Genomic DNA, 16,225 nt, shown 5'->3' with positions numbered 1-16,225 from the left:
CCCCTGCCCCGGACGACTGCCCGGAGGCGCTACCTGAGGGTCACCAGTCCGCTTCGCGATCGCCGCCGGTGAACTGCGCGCTCTCCGGCGTATACTCGAAAAGCTCGATCCTCACCCCGTCCGGATCGGCGGTCCAGGCCTGCCAGGTATTGTCGCAGCCCTTGTGCTTGTCGGTCACCGCGACCCCAGCCGCGCGGATATGCGCGACCGCCTCGTCGAGGCTTTCGACCTCCAGGCAGAGATGATTGATGTTCTGGCTCTCGGCGAAGCCGCTGGCGCCGTTTTCGAACACCTCGATGTTCGTCCGCCCGCCAGCGTCGAGATAGAAGCCGAAGATCCGGCCGTCGCGGGTGAAGTTGAACCGTGTCTCCATGCCGAGAACGTCACGATAGAACGCCCTCGTCGCCTCGAGGTCACGCGCCAGGATACAGACATGCGCGACCTGCCTGACCTTCATCGCCGCCATCTCCCAGCCTCCAGAACGCCCGAACGGCTGGAGTCTATCGCGGCCCTCGCCCGTGTCGAGATGTCTTTCGGCGCCGGTTCCGACTGCTACGCGACGGCCAGGCGCCGCGCGTCCCGGCGACGGATCGAACCGGTCATAACGGCGATGCTCCCGAGGACGAGGAAGACGGCGGGCAAGGCACCCTCCGCGCCGATCTCCGGCACCTGGACCGGCGACAGGCTGCCGGTGAAGGTGACACCGGTCGCGTGCTGAGCCGCGGCGTCGAGGTAATAGATGATCGAGAACGGGGCGGAAATGCTCACGTCATTGATCACGCCGCCCGCGAAAGGAGATGGGCGAGGTTCCCGAATAGAAGCCGTAGGAGGTATCCGCCACGTCGATTCCGAACCGCACGCGCGACAGATCCTCGCCTCCGCTGAATCCCGTCCCCGAGAAGGCGAGGTCGAGGACGAACCTGTCCGGCGCGTTCACGGTATAGGAGGTCGTCCAGGTCTCGCCCGGACGCAGGATCTTCGCCTCGAAGAGCTGCGTCTCACCGGAGATGACGGTGGCTGCGAGGCCCGAGACCGGCATCAGCGAAGCGGCGCCCATCAGGAGCGCGGCTGCGAAGGACTTCATCATACTCGATACTCCCTTGGTACGAGCGGACACGAACCGACCCCTCCCGACTTCGCCGGTTGTTTACTCCGAGTCAACGAAGATTCTACCGGGAGGCTGTGTTTCTGGCTTCAGCTTGCATGTTCTGCCCGATTTTTACGCGAAGGACGAGTATGATCCAGCGGGCGAGGGCATCCGACGCGCCCCCGCGGCTGAATCGCGCCGGGGATGACGCGGCGCACAAGCGTGACCGGGTGAGGTTTCCGGACGACACTCCGCCCGATCGCCGCCCGATCGCCGCCCGCGCGGATCGGACGACCCGCGACCCCTGTCGGCCCCTTTCCAAGCGTCGCGCCAGCCGGTAGACGGATCTCTCCAAAGTCCGGAGGAACTTCGTGACCGCCGAGAGCCCCGTCTCGCCGATGATGGCGCAGTATCTCGCCATCAAGGCGGATCATCCCGACGCGCTGCTCTTCTACCGGATGGGCGATTTCTACGAGATGTTCTTCGAGGATGCCGAGGCCGCGGCCGCCGCGCTCGATATCGCACTGACCAAACGCGGTCAGCATCTCGGGCGCGACATACCGATGTGCGGCGTCCCGGCGCATTCGGCGGAGGGCTACCTGCTCACGCTGATCCGGAAAGGCTTCCGGGTCGCGGTCTGCGAGCAGATGGAGGACCCCGCCGAGGCGAAGAAGCGCGGGTCGAAATCGGTGGTCCGGCGCGAGGTGACGCGGCTCGTGACGCCGGGGACGCTCACCGAGGACAGCCTGCTCGATTCGCGGCGCAACAATTTCCTCGCCGCTTTCGCGGAGATCCGCGGCGAGGGGGCGATCGCCTGGGTCGATGTCTCGACCGGCGATGTGACCGTGGCACCCTGCGCGCGCGTGACCCTCGGGCCGATGCTGGCCCGGATCGCACCGCGCGAGGTGCTGGTGCCCGATCATCTGGAGCCTGATCTCGACGGGCTCATCGCCGAGGCGGGCGCGGTGACGACGCCGCTCGCGCGCGCGAGTTTCGATTCCACGGCCGCCGAGGCGCGGATCGGCGCGCTTTACGGCGTCGCGTCGCTCGAAGGCTTCGCGGCTTTCGAGCGCGTGGAGATCGCGGCGCTCGGCGGGATCATCGACTATCTCGAACTGACACAGAAGGGCCGGCTGCCGCTCCTGCGCCCGCCCGCGCGGGAGACCGCCGGGGGCCTGATGCGTATCGACGCCGCGACGCGCCGCAATCTGGAGCTGACGCGCGCTCTCTCGGGCGGCCGTGACGGATCGCTGATCGCGGCCATCGACCGGACGGTGACGGGCGGCGGCGCGCGGCTGCTCGAGCTTCGCCTGAACGCGCCTTCCGCGCATGTGCCGACCATCCGCGGGCGGCAGGCGGCCGTCGCATTCTTCGTGGAGGCGCCCGAGACGGCGCGGGCGGCGCGCGAGCGGCTGCGGCGCGTGCCCGACATCGAACGCGCGCTGTCGCGGCTCGCGCTCGACCGGGGCGGTCCCCGGGATCTCGGCGCGATCCGCGACGGGCTGGCCGAGGCCGGGAAGCTCATCGGCACTCTCTCCGCGGCCGATCTGCCCGAGACGCTGGGCAGGGCGGTCGCCGCGCTCGGCGGGCATGAGGAGCTCGCGCACCTTCTCGCCGCGGCGCTCGTCGCCGAACCGCCGCTCCTGCTCCGCGACGGCGGCTGTGTCGCGGCGGGGTTCGAGCCGGAACTCGACGAGACGCGGCGGCTCAGGGACGAGGGCCGCGGCGTGATCGCCGGGCTCCAGACCGAATATGTCGGCCTCTCGGGCATCAACGCGCTCAAGGTGAAGCACAACAACGTCCTCGGCTATTTCGTCGAGACCCCGGCCACGCACGCCCAGAAGATGCTCGCGGAACCGCTCAGCGAAACCTTCAAGCACCGGCAGACCACGGCGAATGCGGTCCGGTTCACGACGCTCGCGCTCGCGGAGATCGAGACGAAGATCCTGAACGCCGGCGGCCATGCGCTCGATCTGGAGCGGCGGATCTTCGCGGATCTCCGCCGCGCGGTGCTGGAGCGCTCCGGCCCGGTCGCCGAGGTGGCCCGGGCGCTCGCCGAAATCGACCTGGCGGCGGGGCTCGCCGATCTCGCGATCGACCGCGACTGGGCACGTCCGGAGGTCGATGAGAGCCGGGGCTTCGAGATCACGGGCGGCCGGCATCCGGTGGTCGAACAGGCGCTGGCCCGCGAGGGAGCGAGCTTCGTCGCCAATGATTGCGATCTCGCGGCGGATGGGCCCGGGGCGCGGCCGATCTGGCTCCTGACCGGGCCGAACATGGCGGGCAAATCCACCTTCCTGCGCCAGAACGCGCTGATCGCGCTGTTGGCACAGGTCGGGGCCTATGTGCCGGCGGCGCGGGCGCGGATCGGCGTGGTAGACCAGCTCTTCAGCCGCGTCGGCGCGGCCGATGACCTTGCCCGCGGCCGGTCGACCTTCATGGTCGAGATGGTGGAGACGGCGGCGATCCTGAACCAGGCCGGCGAACGCGCGCTCGTCATCCTCGATGAGATCGGCCGCGGCACGGCGACCTATGACGGGCTCTCGATCGCCTGGGCGACGCTCGAACACCTGCATGACACAAATCGCTGCCGGGCGCTCTTCGCCACGCATTACCACGAGCTGACCGCGCTGGCGGAGAAGCTCGCCGGGCTCCGCAACGCCACGGTCGCGGTCCGGGAATGGGAGGGCGAGGTCATTTTCCTGCACGAGGTCCGGGAGGGCGCCGCCGATCGGTCCTACGGCGTGCAGGTCGCCCGTCTCGCCGGGCTCCCGAAGGCGGTGGTGAACCGCGCGCGGGTGGTGCTCGACGCGCTCGAACAGGGTGAGCGCGAGCCGGGCGGCAAGGCGAAGGCGCTGGTCGACGACCTGCCGCTCTTCAGCCTCGCGGCGCGGTCGCCCGCCCCGGAGCCCGCGCCAGAGGTGCGCGAAGGCTCGCCCGCGGAGGAACGGCTGCGGGCGGTGCATCCGGACAATCTCACGCCGCGGGACGCGCTGGCACTGGTCTACGAGTTGAAAGGCCTGCTCGGGTGAGCGGGTTCCTGGCGGGATTCGAGCAGCTGCTGGCCGAATACGGCGTCGCGGCGCTGTTCGTGACCGTCACGCTCGAATCCCTCGGCGGGCCTCTGCCCGGGGAATCGGCGATCGTCGCGGCGGCGGCCGGGGCCGCGCTCGGCAAGGTCTCGATCGTGCACGTCGCGCTCGCCGCCTTCCTCGGGTCCGTGCTCGGCGACAACATCGGCTATCTGATCGGTCGCAAGTTCGGACGGCCGGTAATCCTGCGCTACGGGAGACGGTTCGGCATCACCGAGGCCGCGGTCGCCAGGGCCGAGGACATCATGCGCCGGCGCGGGCCGATCATCGTCGTCGTCGCGCGCTTCGTCGTACTGCTGCGGCAGTTGAACGGCCTTGTCGCCGGCACGAGCCGGATGCCCTGGACGCATTTCCTCGCCGCGAATGTCGTGGGCGCGGCGCTCTGGGTCGGGGTCTGGACCACGCTTGCCTACCGGCTGGGCCGCGAGGCGGACGCGCTGCCCTGGATCTGGCACCACCTCGGGCTCATCGCCGCGGTCGTGGTGCCAGGGCTGATCCTCGTCCTGCTGCTCGCCTGGGCATTCGGGTGGGCATTCGGGCGCGGGCGGCGGTGAGGGAGAAGGCGGACGGAAACGTCCGCCTCCTTGCGTGGCGCTACTCGGATCGGGCTACTTGGGCGGGACGGCGGGCCCTCCGGAGGAGACGCCGACCTGGGCGGGGCGGAGCAGCCGTTCGCCGATCATGAAGCCCTCGCCCATCACCTGAATGATGTCCCCGGCCTTGGTGCCGGGCACCGGCGCCTCGAACATCGCCTGATGCAGCTTCGGATCGAACCGGTCGCCGGCGGCGGGGCTGATCTTCACGATCTTGTTCTTCTCGAAGGCCGAGAGCAGGCCGCGCTGCGTAAGCTCGATCCCCTCGATCAGCCCGGGCGCCGCCTCGCGCACCGCGTCGGTCACATTGCCGAGCGCCCGGTCGAAATTGTCATGCACGCCGAGGAGATCGCGCGCGAGACGCGTCGCGCCATAGATCTCGGCGTCGCGCCGCTCCCGCTCGGCCCGCTTGCGGAGGTTCTCCGCCTCGGCGAGGCTGCGCAGCAGCCGGTCCTTCAGCTCGGCCACCTCGGCGCGAAGCGCGCTCGTCTCGTCGGCCGCGATTTCCTCGGCGTCCGGCTCGTAATCCTCTTCCTCGAAGAGATTTTCCGGATCGTCGAGAAACTGCTCCTCGAGATCATGCTTGTTCTTGTCTTTCGCCATGTTCTTCCGTCCTAGCCCTTGCTCCGGCTCGAAACCAGCCGGCCGACCAGTTGCGCCGTGTAATCAACGATCGGCACGATCCTGCCATAGTTGAGCCGCGTCGGCCCGATGACCCCTACCGCGCCGATGATCTTTCGGTCCGCATTCATATAGGGAGACACGACGAGAGAGGAACCGGAAAGTGAGAAAAGCTTGTTCTCCGAGCCGATGAAGACCCGGACGCCGTCGCCGCCCTCGGTCAGTTCGAGAAGCTGGGCCAGATCGCGCTTGCGTTCGAGATCGTCGAAGAGGCCGCGGATGCGTTCGAGCTGCTCGGCGTCGGGCGTTCCTTCGAGCAGATTGGCCCGGCCCCGCACGATCAGCCGGTCGCGCGAGCCGTCGCCCTCGTCGGTCGCCCAGACCGCCGTGCCGTCCTCGACCAGATCCGCGGCGAGCGCGTCGAGTTCCGCCCGGCGCCGGGTGATCTCGGACGCGACGACGCCGCGCATCTCGCCGAGCGTGCGTCCCTGAAGGATGGCGTTCAGGAAATTCGCCGCCTGCCGCATCGCCGCTGGGGTGAGACCCATCGGTGGCTCGAAGACCCGGTTCTCGACCTGGCCGTCGCCGGTCACCAGCACCACGAGCGCGCGGTCATTCCCGAGCGAGACGAACTCGATATGCCGGATCGGCGCTTCCTGCTTCGGCGCCAGCACCAGGCTCGCACCGTGGGTCAAGCCCGAGAGCATGTCGCCGGCGCGGTCGAGGATGGTCGGCAGGTCGGAGTCGCCGCGGCCGAGCCCCCGCTCGATCTCCGCCCGTTCCGACTGACCGATGTCGCCGACCTCGAGGATGCCGTCCACGAACAGCCGCAGACCCATCTGGGTCGGAATACGGCCGGCCGAGACATGCGGACTGTCGAGCAGCCCGAGCATTTCGAGATCCTGCATCACGTTGCGGATGGTCGCCGCCGATACGTTCTCGGAGACGCTCCGCGACAGGGTGCGGGAACCGACGGGCTCCCCGGTCTCGAGATAGGCTTCGACGAGCCGGCGAAACACCTCGCGGCCGCGGTCGCTCATCTGGCTCAGGGGAGAACGGTTCTTCGGGACCGCGGGCACCTGTCTTCCTTCGCTGCGGCGGCCGCGGCCGGGAGGCGGGCCGGAATCTTCATCGCGGGATCTCGTCGCTGTCCCATGCAACCAGGCTCGCGGCCCGGCCTGCGACCCCACCGGCGCTGGACGCGACCCCGTCCACGGGATATGAGGCGCGAATTGCGATCCGGCAAGATCCGATGGCCGGACCTGTGACACTTGCAAGGAGAACTGCCATGCGTCCCTCCGGCCGCGCCACCGATGCCCTGCGCCCGGTTGCCATCGAGACCGGGATTTCCCGGCACGCCGAGGGCTCCTGCCTGATCCGCATGGGCGACACGCATGTTCTCTGCACCGCATCGATCGAGGAGAACGTGCCGCCGTTCCTGCGCAAGACCGGTCTTGGCTGGGTCACCGCGGAGTACGGCATGCTGCCGAGGGCCACGACCACGCGCAACCGCCGGGAGGCGGCTTCGGGCAAGCAGTCGGGGCGTACCCAGGAGATCCAGCGGCTGATCGGCCGAAGCCTCCGCGCCGGCGTGGACCGCGTGGCACTCGGGGAACGCCAGATCACCGTCGATTGCGACGTGATCCAGGCCGATGGAGGAACCCGATGCGCCGCGATCACCGGGGGCTGGGTCGCGCTGAGACTCGCGGTCAACAAACTCCTGAAGGCGGGCGATGTTAAGACCGATCCGATCACCGCCCATGTCGCGGCGGTCAGTTGCGGGATCTACGGCGGGCAGCCGGTGCTCGATCTCGATTACGCCGAGGACAGCGTCGCCGGCACGGACGGCAATTTCGTGATGACGGGCAGCCTCGGCCTCATCGAGGTCCAGGGCAGCGCGGAGGGCGCGACCTTCTCCCGCGCGGAACTCGGCCTCCTGCTCGACCTCGCCGAGAAGGGCGTCGGCGAACTGGTCGCGGCGCAGAAGGCGGCGATCGCGTGACCCGGCGACTGACCGAACCGAGGATCGTCGTCGCCACCCATAACGCCGGCAAGCTCGCGGAGATCCGGGCCTTGCTGGCGCCGTTCGGAACGGAGGTGGTCTCGGCGGCGGAACTCGGGCTGCCCGAACCCGAGGAAACGGAACAGACTTTCATCGGCAATGCCCGGATCAAGGCGCACGCGGCCGCCCGCGCCGCGGGGCTGCCCGCGCTCGCCGACGACAGCGGCATCGCGATCGACGGGCTCGATGGCGCCCCCGGGGTCCATACCGCCGACTGGGCCGAGACGCCTGCAGGACGCGACTTCGTGCTGGCGATGACGAGGGCCTGGGAGGCGCTGGAGGCGGCGAAGGCGCCGGAACCGCGGACGGCGCGGTTTCTGTCCACGCTGGTGCTGGCCTGGCCCGATGGGCATGACGAGGTGTTCGAAGGGGTGCTGGAGGGTCGCTGTGTCTGGCCGATGCGCGGCGCCGAGGGTCACGGCTATGACCCCATGTTCCAGCCGGATGGGTATGAGACCACGCTCGGCGAGATCGGATTCGCCGAGAAGAACCGGATCAGCCATCGCGCCCGCGCACTGTCGAAACTTGTCGAGGCTTGCCTCGCACCTGCCTGAGCCATTCGGTTCGGGCTCTGTCGGGGAGGCCTCCCGCGGTGACTCTCGCTTCCATCAACCCGCGGACTTCCGCCGCTGAAGGCGAAGCGGCCGCCGAGGATTGGCGCGCGGGCGGTTTCGGGATCTATGTTCACTGGCCGTTCTGCGCGGCCAAGTGCCCCTACTGCGACTTCAACAGCCATGTTCGCGCGGGGATCGACCAGTCGCGATGGCGCGAGGCGCTGGTCCGCGAACTCCGGCGCGAGGCCGAGGTGACCCGCGGCCGGCGGGTTTCGAGCATCTTCTTCGGTGGGGGGACACCGAGTCTCATGCCCCCGGAAACGGTCGCCGCGATCATCGACGCGGCCGCGGTCGAGTGGGATCTGGACGCGGGCGCGGAGATCACGCTCGAAGCCAATCCCACATCGGTCGAGGCCGAGCGGTTCCGCGGCTATCGCGCGGCGGGCGTCAACCGGCTGTCCATGGGTATCCAGGCCTTGAACGACGCCGACCTGAAGGCGCTGGGGCGGATGCACAGCGTCGACGAGGCCCTCGCGGCGTTCCGGATCGCGCGGCGGACCTTCGAGAGGGTGAGCTTCGATCTGATCTATGCCCGCCAGGGGCAGGGTCTCGCCGATTGGCGGCGCGAGTTGCGAAGCGCGCTCGATCTGGCCGCGGACCACCTGTCCCTCTATCAGCTGACGATCGAGGACGGGACCCGGTTCGGCGAACTCGCGAAACGCGGCCGGTTGCGCGGACTCCCCGACGAGACACTGGCGGCGGATCTCTATTTCGCAACTCAGGAGATCTGCGACAACGCCGGACTGCCCGCCTATGAGACCTCCAACCACGCCGTGCCGGGCGCGGAGGGACGGCATAACCTGACCTACTGGCGCGCGGGCGACTACGCCGGTATCGGGCCAGGCGCGCATGGACGGCTGACGCTCGAAGGCGCGCGCTGGGCAACGGAAACGGAGCTGGCCCCGGAGCGGTGGCTGTCGGCGGTGGAGACAGGTGGCGGCGGGACTGCGCTCCGCGAGCGGATCGAGCCCGGCGATCGTGCGATCGAACTGCTGTTGATGGGCTTGCGGCTTGCCGAGGGGATCGATCCCAGGCGATTCAGGCGGCTGGCGGGACAAGATCTCGACCCGGCCCGATTGAAGAACCTGAGCGATGATGGATATCTTGAGGTCGCGCCTGATCGCGTTCGTGTGGCTGCGAAAGGTCGCCCCGTCCTGAACGCGATCCTTGAAAATCTTTGTTTAACAATCAGTTAGATCGCAACGGGCCGACTCTTAGAACCTGCCGGGTCGATTGATAGCCCGTCGCGAACCTCATCCCGCCGACAGTAGCTGGCAGAGCCCGTCGAGCTCCTCCAGGTTGCGATAGCGGATTCTGACTTCACCCGCCTGCTTCCCCGCCTTTTGTTCGATCGAGACCTTCAATCGCAGGGCGGCCATCAGATCTTCTTCGAGCGCGCGGGTGTCGGCGTCCTTGGTCCGTGCCTGAGCCATGGCCTTGCCCGGGGCCGGGGCGCCCAGGACCGAACGCGCGAGTTGCTCGGTCTGGCGAACCGAAAGATCCTTTTCGATCACCTGACGCGCCAGAGCTTCCGGGTTCACAGCCGTGACGAGAGCCCGGGCATGCCCAGCGGTGAGCTTCCCGGTCCGGACGAGATCGAGCACCGGTTCTGGTAGCGTGAGCAGACGAAGCAGATTGGCGATGTGACTGCGGCTTTTACCGAGACCCTCGGCGAGACGTTCCTGCGTATGGCCGAAGCGGTCCATCAACTGCCGATAGGCCAGGGCTTCCTCGATGGCGTTGAGGTCCTCGCGCTGAATGTTCTCGATGATCGCGATTTCGAGAACCTGGGTATCGTCGAGATCCCGGAGGATCGCCGGCAGTTCATGCAGCTGTGCGATCTGCGAGGCACGCCAACGGCGCTCGCCCGCGACGATCTCGTAGGTATCGGGCTCCGACGGATGCGGCCGCAGAATCAGCGGCTGGATCACGCCCTGTTCCCGGATCGAGGCCGCGAGATCGTACAGGTCCTTGTCCGGGAAGTCCCGTCGCGGCTGATTGGGATTGGGCTTGATCCGTTCGATCGGAATCATGCGCTGGCCCTGAACAGCGGGCGCAGTCGGCCCAGCACCCGGCCGGGACTCCTGCGGGGCCACGTCGGCGAGCAGCGCCGACAGGCCACGGCCCAAACCCTTTCTCTCCATTCGCCGCTCTCCTATGCCGCCGGTTCGATGAGCGTTTGACCGCCTCGCATGCGCGCCAGCACTTCTCCGGCCAGCCGCTGATACGCGATGCTCCCGGATGAGGTGTAATCATAGATCAGAGCCGGCACCGCATGGGAGGGCGCCTCGCTCAGCCTGACGTTTCGGGGAATGACGGTCTCGTAGACCAGGCTGCCGAGGTTGTCCCGAACATCGGTCGCGACCTGACCGGACAAGTTATTGCGTCTGTCATACATTGTTAACACAATACCTTGTATCCGAAGCGTCGGATTCAGCGCGCTGCGTACTGACTGAACCGTCCGCATCAGCTGTGACAGTCCCTCCAGGGCGAAGAACTCGCATTGAAGTGGAACCAGCACGGAATGCGCCGCCACCAGCGCGTTCAACGTCAGGAGATTGAGTGACGGCGGGCAGTCGATGAGAACGTAATCCAGGCCCTCCGGCAACGCGTCAGGGATGGCCAATGCGTCACGCATTCTCTGCAACCGCCGCGGATCAGCGACAAGATCCACGTCGGCGGAACTGAGGTCCGAGGTCGCGGGAACGATGTAGAGGCCCGGGACCATCGTCTCGACCGCGAACTCGCGCGGCTCGTCGGCGACGAGGAAGTCATAGGCGGTCAGGCCGCGAGAGGCCACCGGCAATCCCAGACCTGTCGAGGCATTGCCCTGCGGATCGATGTCGATCAGCACTACACGTTTTCCGAGCGCCGCCAGAGCGGTGCCCAGATTGATCGCGGTGGTGGTCTTGCCAACACCACCTTTCTGGTTCGTGATGGCCAAAACGTGAGGTTTCGCAGGCCTGTCAGACACGGGAAAAGGCTCCGATCTCAACAATCGCCGCTTTCTGTTCTGTGCGGCTTGGATGAATACTGCACTCGAAGTTCCATTGCCGCTTCGCGTCGGCTATTTCCTTATGCACCGTCTCGCCCTTCGGAAACAAGCAAATACCCTCGGGCCGGCGGAGTTTTTCCGCATGTGCCAACAGATCAGGCAGTGGCGCCAATGCTCTGGCTGAAACGACATCCGCTAGCGGCGGACGCACACTTTCGATGCGTTCCGGGTGGACCTCCGCGACTACGCCACATTCCCGGACAACGGTGCTCAGGAACGCGCATTTTCGCGTGTCGCTCTCGACAAGATGGACGCGCGTACCGGGGCTCCTTTCCGACGCGAGAATCGCGATGACGAGGCCGGGAAACCCTCCTCCGGAGCCGAGATCGACCCAGACCGGTGGGGCGTCCGGGGCCAGATCCCAAAGCTGGGCCGAGTCTTCGATATGCCGACTCCACAGGAGTGGCAGTGTCGTCTTCGACACCAGGTTTATGCGTGGGTTCCATTTTCGGAGGAGCCCGGCATAGATCTCAAGGCGCTCGCGTGTTTCACGTGAAACATCCAACGCCGCACTGCTCCCACTCACGATACCATCCGTGCCTGACGTGCCCGCATCAGGATCAACGTCAACGCCGCGGGCGTCATCCCCTCGATCCGCCCCGCCTGGCCGAGGGTCCGGGGCCGGATCAGGGAAAGCTTTCCACGCAGTTCATTGGAGAGTCCCGGCATGGCCGTATAGTCCATCGCGTCTGGCAATGGCACGTTCTCATCCCGGCGCAGCTGCTCGATCTCCTGCGCCTGCCGCGCCATGTACGGTTCGTATACCGCCTCGCGTCGCAACTGCCGCAACGTCGCTTCATCAACATCAGCGAGTTCAGGGAACGCCATCCGCGCGCGGTCGGTGTCGATCTCTGGCAGAGCAAGCAGTCGAAGCAGACTCCTGCGTGCCCCGTCCTGATTGACGGTTACGCCGCGAACAGCCGCTTCGGGCGGCGTAATTTCGATGCCTTCTGCGAGCGCCCTCGCCGTGTCCAGATTCTCCATCTTTCGCGCAAACGCCTGGAACCGCTTATCCGAGACTGCTCCGAGATCCCTCCCCAGCGGCGTCAGGCGCTGGTCCGCGTTATCCGCGCGGAGCTTCAAGCGAAACTCGGCCCGGGACGTGAACATACGATAAGGCTCAGTGACCCCGAGCGTCACCAGATCGTCGATCATGACGCCAATATAGGCGTCCTCTCTGTTCAGGATGACGGGTTCTCGGCCAAGAACCTTCGCCGCGGCGTTGAGCCCTGCGACAAGACCCTGACCAGCAGCTTCCTCGTAACCTGTGGTGCCATTGATTTGTCCGGCGAAAAACAGGCACCCAAGCGCCTTCAGCTCAAGCGTCGGTGTCAGCGCCCGCGGATCGATATAGTCGTACTCTATCGCGTAGCCAAGCCGAAGAATTTTTGCGTTCTCAAGACCTTGCATGGAGCGGACAATGCCTTCCTGAACGTCCGCGGGCAGAGACGTCGAGATCCCATTGGGATAGACCGTGCAATCCGTGAGGCCTTCCGGTTCGAGAAAGACCTGATGGGACTCCCGCTCACCGAAACGCACCACCTTGTCTTCGATCGACGGGCAGTACCTCGGTCCCCTCCCCTCGATCTGACCTCCGAACATCGCTGACCGTTCCAAATTCCGGCGGATGAGGTCATGGCTGGAAGGCGTTGTGTGAGTGATCCCGCATGCGATCTGCCGCGGTATCGGGCCTGCGGTCAGGAACGAGAGCAGCTCCGGATCACTGTCGCCAGGTTGCGTCTCGACTTTGCTCCAGTCGATGCTGCGACCGTCCAATCGCGGGGGGGTTCCCGTCTTGAGGCGCCCCAGCGGTAGGCCCAAAGATTCGAGTCTCTGAGCCAAGAGCTCCGCAGCGGGATCGTCAACACGTCCGGCCGGCCATCGCTGGTCGCCCAGATGGATCATCCCTCGCAGAAATGTTCCGGTTGTCAACACGACCGCTCGGCATCCTACTTCCGCCTGGTCACGCAGAACGACCCCACGTACCGCCCCCTGCTCGGCGATCAGGTCCACCACCTCACCCTCGATGACAGGTGTACCTCTCGTCCGGAGCGCGCACTGCACCGCTGCGCGGTATAGCGCTCGGTCAGCCTGCGTCCTCGGGCCTTGGGCGGCCGGGCCCTTTCGGCGGTTGAGGAGTCGATACTGGATGCCGGCCTGATCAGCGGCCCAACCCATCAGACCGTCCAAGGCATCGATCTCTCGGACGATATGCCCCTTCCCGACGCCTCCGATAGCCGGATTGCACGACATCTCTCCGAGGCGATCGAACCGGTGGGTCACCAATGCCGCCCTGACGCCCAGTCTTTCCGCGGCGAGAACCGCCTCGGTCCCGGCGTGACCGCCGCCCACAACTACGACATCGTAGTCCAGATGTTTCACGTGAAACACTCCCTACTTGCCAAGACAGAAACTCTGAAAGACTGTATCGAGGATCGTCTCCACGTCCACCTTGCCCAGCAAGAAGTCAAGCGCCCTGGCAGCATTGCGCAGCTCCACGGACCCCACTTCGGGTAGCCCGGAGTCGATCATCGCCCGTGCGCGCCCCACCGCGTCCGCGGCGCGCGCGATAGCATCGGCCTGTCTCCGGTGTGAGACCCCGGTCGCCGTCCCGGCGCGAGTTTCCAACTGCATCGCCAGAGCATCAAGCACCTCGCTGATCCCCTCACCCGTCGTACCTGACACCGAGAGCCCAGCCGGGCTCCGTACCAGATCCCGCTTCGCACCAACCAGAAGATCTCCCTCCTGCCAGCCAACGCCGAGCATTCCGAGGTCCTCAACCGCGTCCACCAGAAAGAGCCGCAGGTCGGCTCGTTCCGCACGCCCTCGGGCCTTCTGCACGCCGATCTGCTCGATCAAATCACTGCTCTCGCGCAGACCTGCCATGTCCAGCAGCGTGACCGGCAGACCTCGCAGATCCATCTTGACCTCGATAACGTCCCGTGTCGTGCCTGCGACCGACGAGGTGATGGCGGCGTCCCGACCGGCCAACGCATTCAGCAGCGTCGACTTTCCGACGTTCGGCGCACCGACCAGGGCGATCTCGAATCCCTCCCGCACGCGTTCCGCGATAGCCGAACCGGCCAACGCCGTCCGCAAGTCCGCCTCAAGATCCGCAAGTTGTCTGACAACTTGGATATGGACATCATCCGGGACAGAATCGTCAACGAAGTCGATTGACGCTTCCACGTAAGCCAACGCCAACAGGAGTGCTTCGCGCCATCTGCCGGCCTGGGCCGACAGAGACCCCGTCATCAACCGGGCCGCTTGCCGCCGCTGAGCCTCTGTCTCCGCGGCGAGCATGTCACCGAGACCCTCGACCTGAGCGAGGTCCAGCCGGCCGTTCAACAAGGCCCTTCGCGTGAACTCGCCCGCCTCGGCGAGCCGATTGCCCGGGCATTGCGAGAGAAGATGGAGAACCGCGGCGCAAACCGCTGGCCCCCCGTGCACGTGGAGTTCGGCTACATCCTCACCGGTAAAGCTCCGCGGTCCAGGAAAACACAGTGCCAAGGCATGATCAACCATCTCGCCATCCGGCGCGCGGATCGTTCTCAGGAGCGCCGTACGATCCGCCGGCCTCGGACCGGTCAGAGCTTCCAATGTCGCAAAGGCGCGGGGACCAGAAATCCGGATGACCGCCACGCCAGCCCGCCCCCGGGCCGAGGCCTGGGCGAAGATCGTATCGGTCATCCGTCCAAGTAAATCCTCTACAATAAAGGATCAGCTGTTCATTGAATCGAAGAACTCGGAATTAGACTTGGTCTGCTTGAGTTTTCCGATCAGGAATTCGATCGCATCCGTGGTCCCCATGGGGTTAAGGATACGTCGCAATATGAACATCTTCGTGAGGTCTGTCTTGTCGACGAGAAGATCTTCTTTGCGGGTACCCGATTTGAGGATGTCGATGGCCGGGAAGACCCGCTTGTCCGCGATCTTCCGGTCGAGCACGATCTCGGAGTTGCCTGTACCCTTGAACTCCTCGAAGATCACCTCGTCCATCCGGCTTCCGGTATCGATCAGCGCGGTAGCGATGATGGTCAGCGACCCGCCTTCCTCGATATTTCGCGCCGCGCCGAAGAAGCGCTTCGGTCGTTGCAACGCATTGGCATCCACGCCACCGGTGAGCACCTTGCCCGAGCTTGGAACCACGGTGTTGTAGGCACGGCCGAGGCGAGTGATCGAATCGAGCAGGATCACGACATCCCGCTTGTGCTCGACAAGCCGCTTCGCCTTCTCGATCACCATTTCGGCGACCGCGACATGCCGCGTCGCGGGCTCGTCGAAGGTCGAGGCGATCACTTCGCCTTTGACTGACCGCTGCATGTCCGTAACCTCTTCCGGACGCTCATCGACCAGAAGCACGATGAGATAGCATTCCGGATGGTTCTTCTCGATCGAAGCGGCGATGTTCTGCAGGATCACGGTCTTGCCCGACCGCGGCGGGGCGACGATCAGGCCGCGCTGGCCCTTGCCGATCGGCGCCACCAGGTCGATGATCCGCGCCGTCCGGTCCTTGTTGGTCGGATCGTCGAGTTCGAGCTTGATGCGCTCATCGGGATAGAGCGGCGTCAGGTTGTCGAAATGGACCTTGTGCCGCGCCTTCTCGGGATCCTCGAAGTTGATCTTCGAGACCTTGACGAGGCCAAAGTACCGTTCACCTTCCTTCGGCGCGCGGATGACACCTTCGACAGTGTCCCCGGTACGCAGGGAGAACTTCCGGATCTGGTTCGGGCTTACATAGATGTCGTCAGGCCCGGCGAGATAGTTCGCTTCCGGAGAGCGAAGGAAACCGAAGCCGTCCTGGAGGACTTCGAGAACACCGTCGCCGGAGATCTCGACGCCTTCCGCGGCCATGTCCTTCAGGATGGCGAACATCATGTCGCCCTTGCGCATGTTCGAGGCGTTCTCGATTTCGAGTTCCTCGGCCAGGGTCAGCAGGTCGGCAGGGCTTTTCGCTTTCAGCTCGGCGAGCGAAAGCTGCTGAAAATCGGAGGATAGATCCATCGGAGCAGTCAAACGTCCTTGATGGTAGGGGAAATCAGGGAGGATGGTCAGCTGGGACCGCGACCTGTGTTTCCACCCCTTTGCACAAATGCCTGTG

The 16,225-nt window shown here is 65.9% G+C and carries 16 protein-coding genes; 5 read left to right on the top strand and 11 right to left on the bottom strand.

Annotated elements, in window-relative coordinates; genetic code table 11:
- Window positions 1–40 precede the first annotated feature (40 nt).
- The 3 genes from ACLJK8_RS09605 to ACLJK8_RS09595 form a co-directional block, all read right to left on the bottom strand.
- Window positions 41–466 carry a VOC family protein gene (locus tag ACLJK8_RS09605; RefSeq protein ID WP_413149986.1) on the bottom strand — a complete coding sequence of 142 codons (426 nt, stop codon included), beginning with the start codon at window positions 464–466 and terminating at the stop codon, window positions 41–43.
- An 86-nt stretch (window positions 467–552) separates the two neighbouring features.
- Window positions 553–768 carry a hypothetical protein gene (locus ACLJK8_RS09600; RefSeq protein WP_413149985.1) on the bottom strand — a complete coding sequence of 72 codons (216 nt, stop codon included), beginning with the start codon at window positions 766–768 and terminating at the stop codon, window positions 553–555.
- Window position 769: 1 nt separating this feature from the next.
- A complete protein-coding gene (locus ACLJK8_RS09595) occupies window positions 770–1,087 on the bottom strand; it encodes a hypothetical protein (RefSeq protein ID WP_413149984.1) in 318 nt (105 codons plus the stop codon).
- Window positions 1,088–1,485: 398 nt separating this feature from the next.
- Between ACLJK8_RS09595 and mutS the strand changes: the two genes are divergently transcribed.
- Both mutS and ACLJK8_RS09585 read left to right on the top strand, forming a co-directional pair.
- On the top strand, window positions 1,486–4,119 hold the full coding sequence (gene mutS, locus ACLJK8_RS09590) for a DNA mismatch repair protein MutS (protein ID WP_413150043.1): 2,634 nt from the start codon (window positions 1,486–1,488) through the stop codon (window positions 4,117–4,119).
- A complete protein-coding gene (locus ACLJK8_RS09585; protein ID WP_413149983.1) occupies window positions 4,116–4,733 on the top strand; it encodes a DedA family protein in 618 nt (205 codons plus the stop codon). Before mutS ends, ACLJK8_RS09585 begins: the two co-directional genes overlap by 4 nt.
- 54 nt (window positions 4,734–4,787) lie before the next feature.
- Here ACLJK8_RS09585 and grpE read toward each other — a convergent pair whose 3' ends face one another.
- Window positions 4,788–5,375 carry a nucleotide exchange factor GrpE gene (gene grpE, locus ACLJK8_RS09580; protein WP_413149982.1) on the bottom strand — a complete coding sequence of 196 codons (588 nt, stop codon included), beginning with the start codon at window positions 5,373–5,375 and terminating at the stop codon, window positions 4,788–4,790.
- Window positions 5,376–5,386: 11 nt separating this feature from the next.
- Window positions 5,387–6,433, bottom strand: a complete 1,047-nt coding sequence (hrcA, locus tag ACLJK8_RS09575; RefSeq protein WP_413150042.1) for a heat-inducible transcriptional repressor HrcA — start codon at window positions 6,431–6,433, stop codon at window positions 5,387–5,389.
- 248 nt (window positions 6,434–6,681) lie between these two features.
- On the opposite strand from hrcA, the gene rph reads away from it, so the two are divergent.
- From rph to hemW, 3 genes are read left to right on the top strand one after another with little or no spacing between them, the layout of a single operon-like run.
- Window positions 6,682–7,395, top strand: coding sequence for a ribonuclease PH (gene rph / locus ACLJK8_RS09570; RefSeq protein ID WP_413149981.1), 714 nt, complete (start codon window positions 6,682–6,684; stop codon window positions 7,393–7,395).
- Entirely contained in the window at window positions 7,392–8,009 is a 618-nt protein-coding gene (gene rdgB, locus ACLJK8_RS09565) for an RdgB/HAM1 family non-canonical purine NTP pyrophosphatase (RefSeq protein ID WP_413149979.1), read from the top strand. Before rph ends, rdgB begins: the two co-directional genes overlap by 4 nt.
- Window positions 8,010–8,047: 38 nt before the next feature.
- Window positions 8,048–9,265 (top strand): radical SAM family heme chaperone HemW, encoded by a 1,218-nt coding sequence (gene hemW / locus ACLJK8_RS09560; RefSeq protein ID WP_413149978.1) that lies wholly within the window; start codon window positions 8,048–8,050, stop codon window positions 9,263–9,265.
- Between the two features lie 57 nt (window positions 9,266–9,322).
- Here the strand turns inward: hemW and ACLJK8_RS09555 are convergent, their stop codons facing one another.
- From ACLJK8_RS09555 to rho, 6 genes are read right to left on the bottom strand one after another with little or no spacing between them, the layout of a single operon-like run.
- On the bottom strand, window positions 9,323–10,213 hold the full coding sequence (locus ACLJK8_RS09555; RefSeq protein WP_413149977.1) for a ParB/RepB/Spo0J family partition protein: 891 nt from the start codon (window positions 10,211–10,213) through the stop codon (window positions 9,323–9,325).
- 11 nt (window positions 10,214–10,224) lie between these two features.
- Window positions 10,225–11,013 (bottom strand): ParA family protein, encoded by a 789-nt coding sequence (locus ACLJK8_RS09550; protein WP_413149976.1) that lies wholly within the window; start codon window positions 11,011–11,013, stop codon window positions 10,225–10,227.
- A 22-nt stretch (window positions 11,014–11,035) separates the two neighbouring features.
- Window positions 11,036–11,650 carry a 16S rRNA (guanine(527)-N(7))-methyltransferase RsmG gene (gene rsmG / locus ACLJK8_RS09545; protein WP_413149975.1) on the bottom strand — a complete coding sequence of 205 codons (615 nt, stop codon included), beginning with the start codon at window positions 11,648–11,650 and terminating at the stop codon, window positions 11,036–11,038.
- Entirely contained in the window at window positions 11,647–13,515 is a 1,869-nt protein-coding gene (gene mnmG / locus ACLJK8_RS09540) for a tRNA uridine-5-carboxymethylaminomethyl(34) synthesis enzyme MnmG (RefSeq protein ID WP_413149974.1), read from the bottom strand. Before mnmG ends, rsmG begins: the two co-directional genes overlap by 4 nt.
- Window positions 13,516–13,518: 3 nt before the next feature.
- Window positions 13,519–14,814 (bottom strand): tRNA uridine-5-carboxymethylaminomethyl(34) synthesis GTPase MnmE, encoded by a 1,296-nt coding sequence (gene mnmE, locus ACLJK8_RS09535; protein WP_413149973.1) that lies wholly within the window; start codon window positions 14,812–14,814, stop codon window positions 13,519–13,521.
- A 30-nt stretch (window positions 14,815–14,844) separates the two neighbouring features.
- Complete coding sequence (rho, locus tag ACLJK8_RS09530; protein ID WP_413149971.1) at window positions 14,845–16,128, bottom strand: transcription termination factor Rho; 1,284 nt, start codon at window positions 16,126–16,128, stop codon at window positions 14,845–14,847.
- Window positions 16,129–16,225 lie beyond the last annotated feature (97 nt).

The sequence above is a fragment of the Amaricoccus sp. W119 genome (genome assembly GCF_047275745.1).
Classification (GTDB): domain Bacteria; phylum Pseudomonadota; class Alphaproteobacteria; order Rhodobacterales; family Rhodobacteraceae; genus Amaricoccus.
Note: the sequence above shows the minus strand (reverse complement) of the source record. Positions and strands in the feature narration are given on the sequence as shown.

What these genes read in the sequence shown, in the direction of transcription:
- hrcA (WP_413150042.1), bottom strand. Translation starts at nt 6,433, where the DNA reads ATGAGCGACCGCGGCCGCGAGGTGTTTCGCCGGCTCGTCGAAGCCTAT.
- rho (WP_413149971.1), bottom strand. Translation starts at nt 16,128, where the DNA reads ATGGATCTATCCTCCGATTTTCAGCAGCTTTCGCTCGCCGAGCTGAAA.
- ACLJK8_RS09605 (WP_413149986.1), bottom strand. Translation starts at nt 466, where the DNA reads ATGGCGGCGATGAAGGTCAGGCAGGTCGCGCATGTCTGTATCCTGGCG.
- ACLJK8_RS09555 (WP_413149977.1), bottom strand. Translation starts at nt 10,213, where the DNA reads ATGGAGAGAAAGGGTTTGGGCCGTGGCCTGTCGGCGCTGCTCGCCGAC.
- mnmE (WP_413149973.1), bottom strand. Translation starts at nt 14,814, where the DNA reads ATGACCGATACGATCTTCGCCCAGGCCTCGGCCCGGGGGCGGGCTGGC.
- grpE (WP_413149982.1), bottom strand. Translation starts at nt 5,375, where the DNA reads ATGGCGAAAGACAAGAACAAGCATGATCTCGAGGAGCAGTTTCTCGAC.
- rph (WP_413149981.1), top strand. Translation starts at nt 6,682, where the DNA reads ATGCGTCCCTCCGGCCGCGCCACCGATGCCCTGCGCCCGGTTGCCATC.
- mutS (WP_413150043.1), top strand. Translation starts at nt 1,486, where the DNA reads ATGATGGCGCAGTATCTCGCCATCAAGGCGGATCATCCCGACGCGCTG.
- ACLJK8_RS09595 (WP_413149984.1), bottom strand. Translation starts at nt 1,087, where the DNA reads ATGATGAAGTCCTTCGCAGCCGCGCTCCTGATGGGCGCCGCTTCGCTG.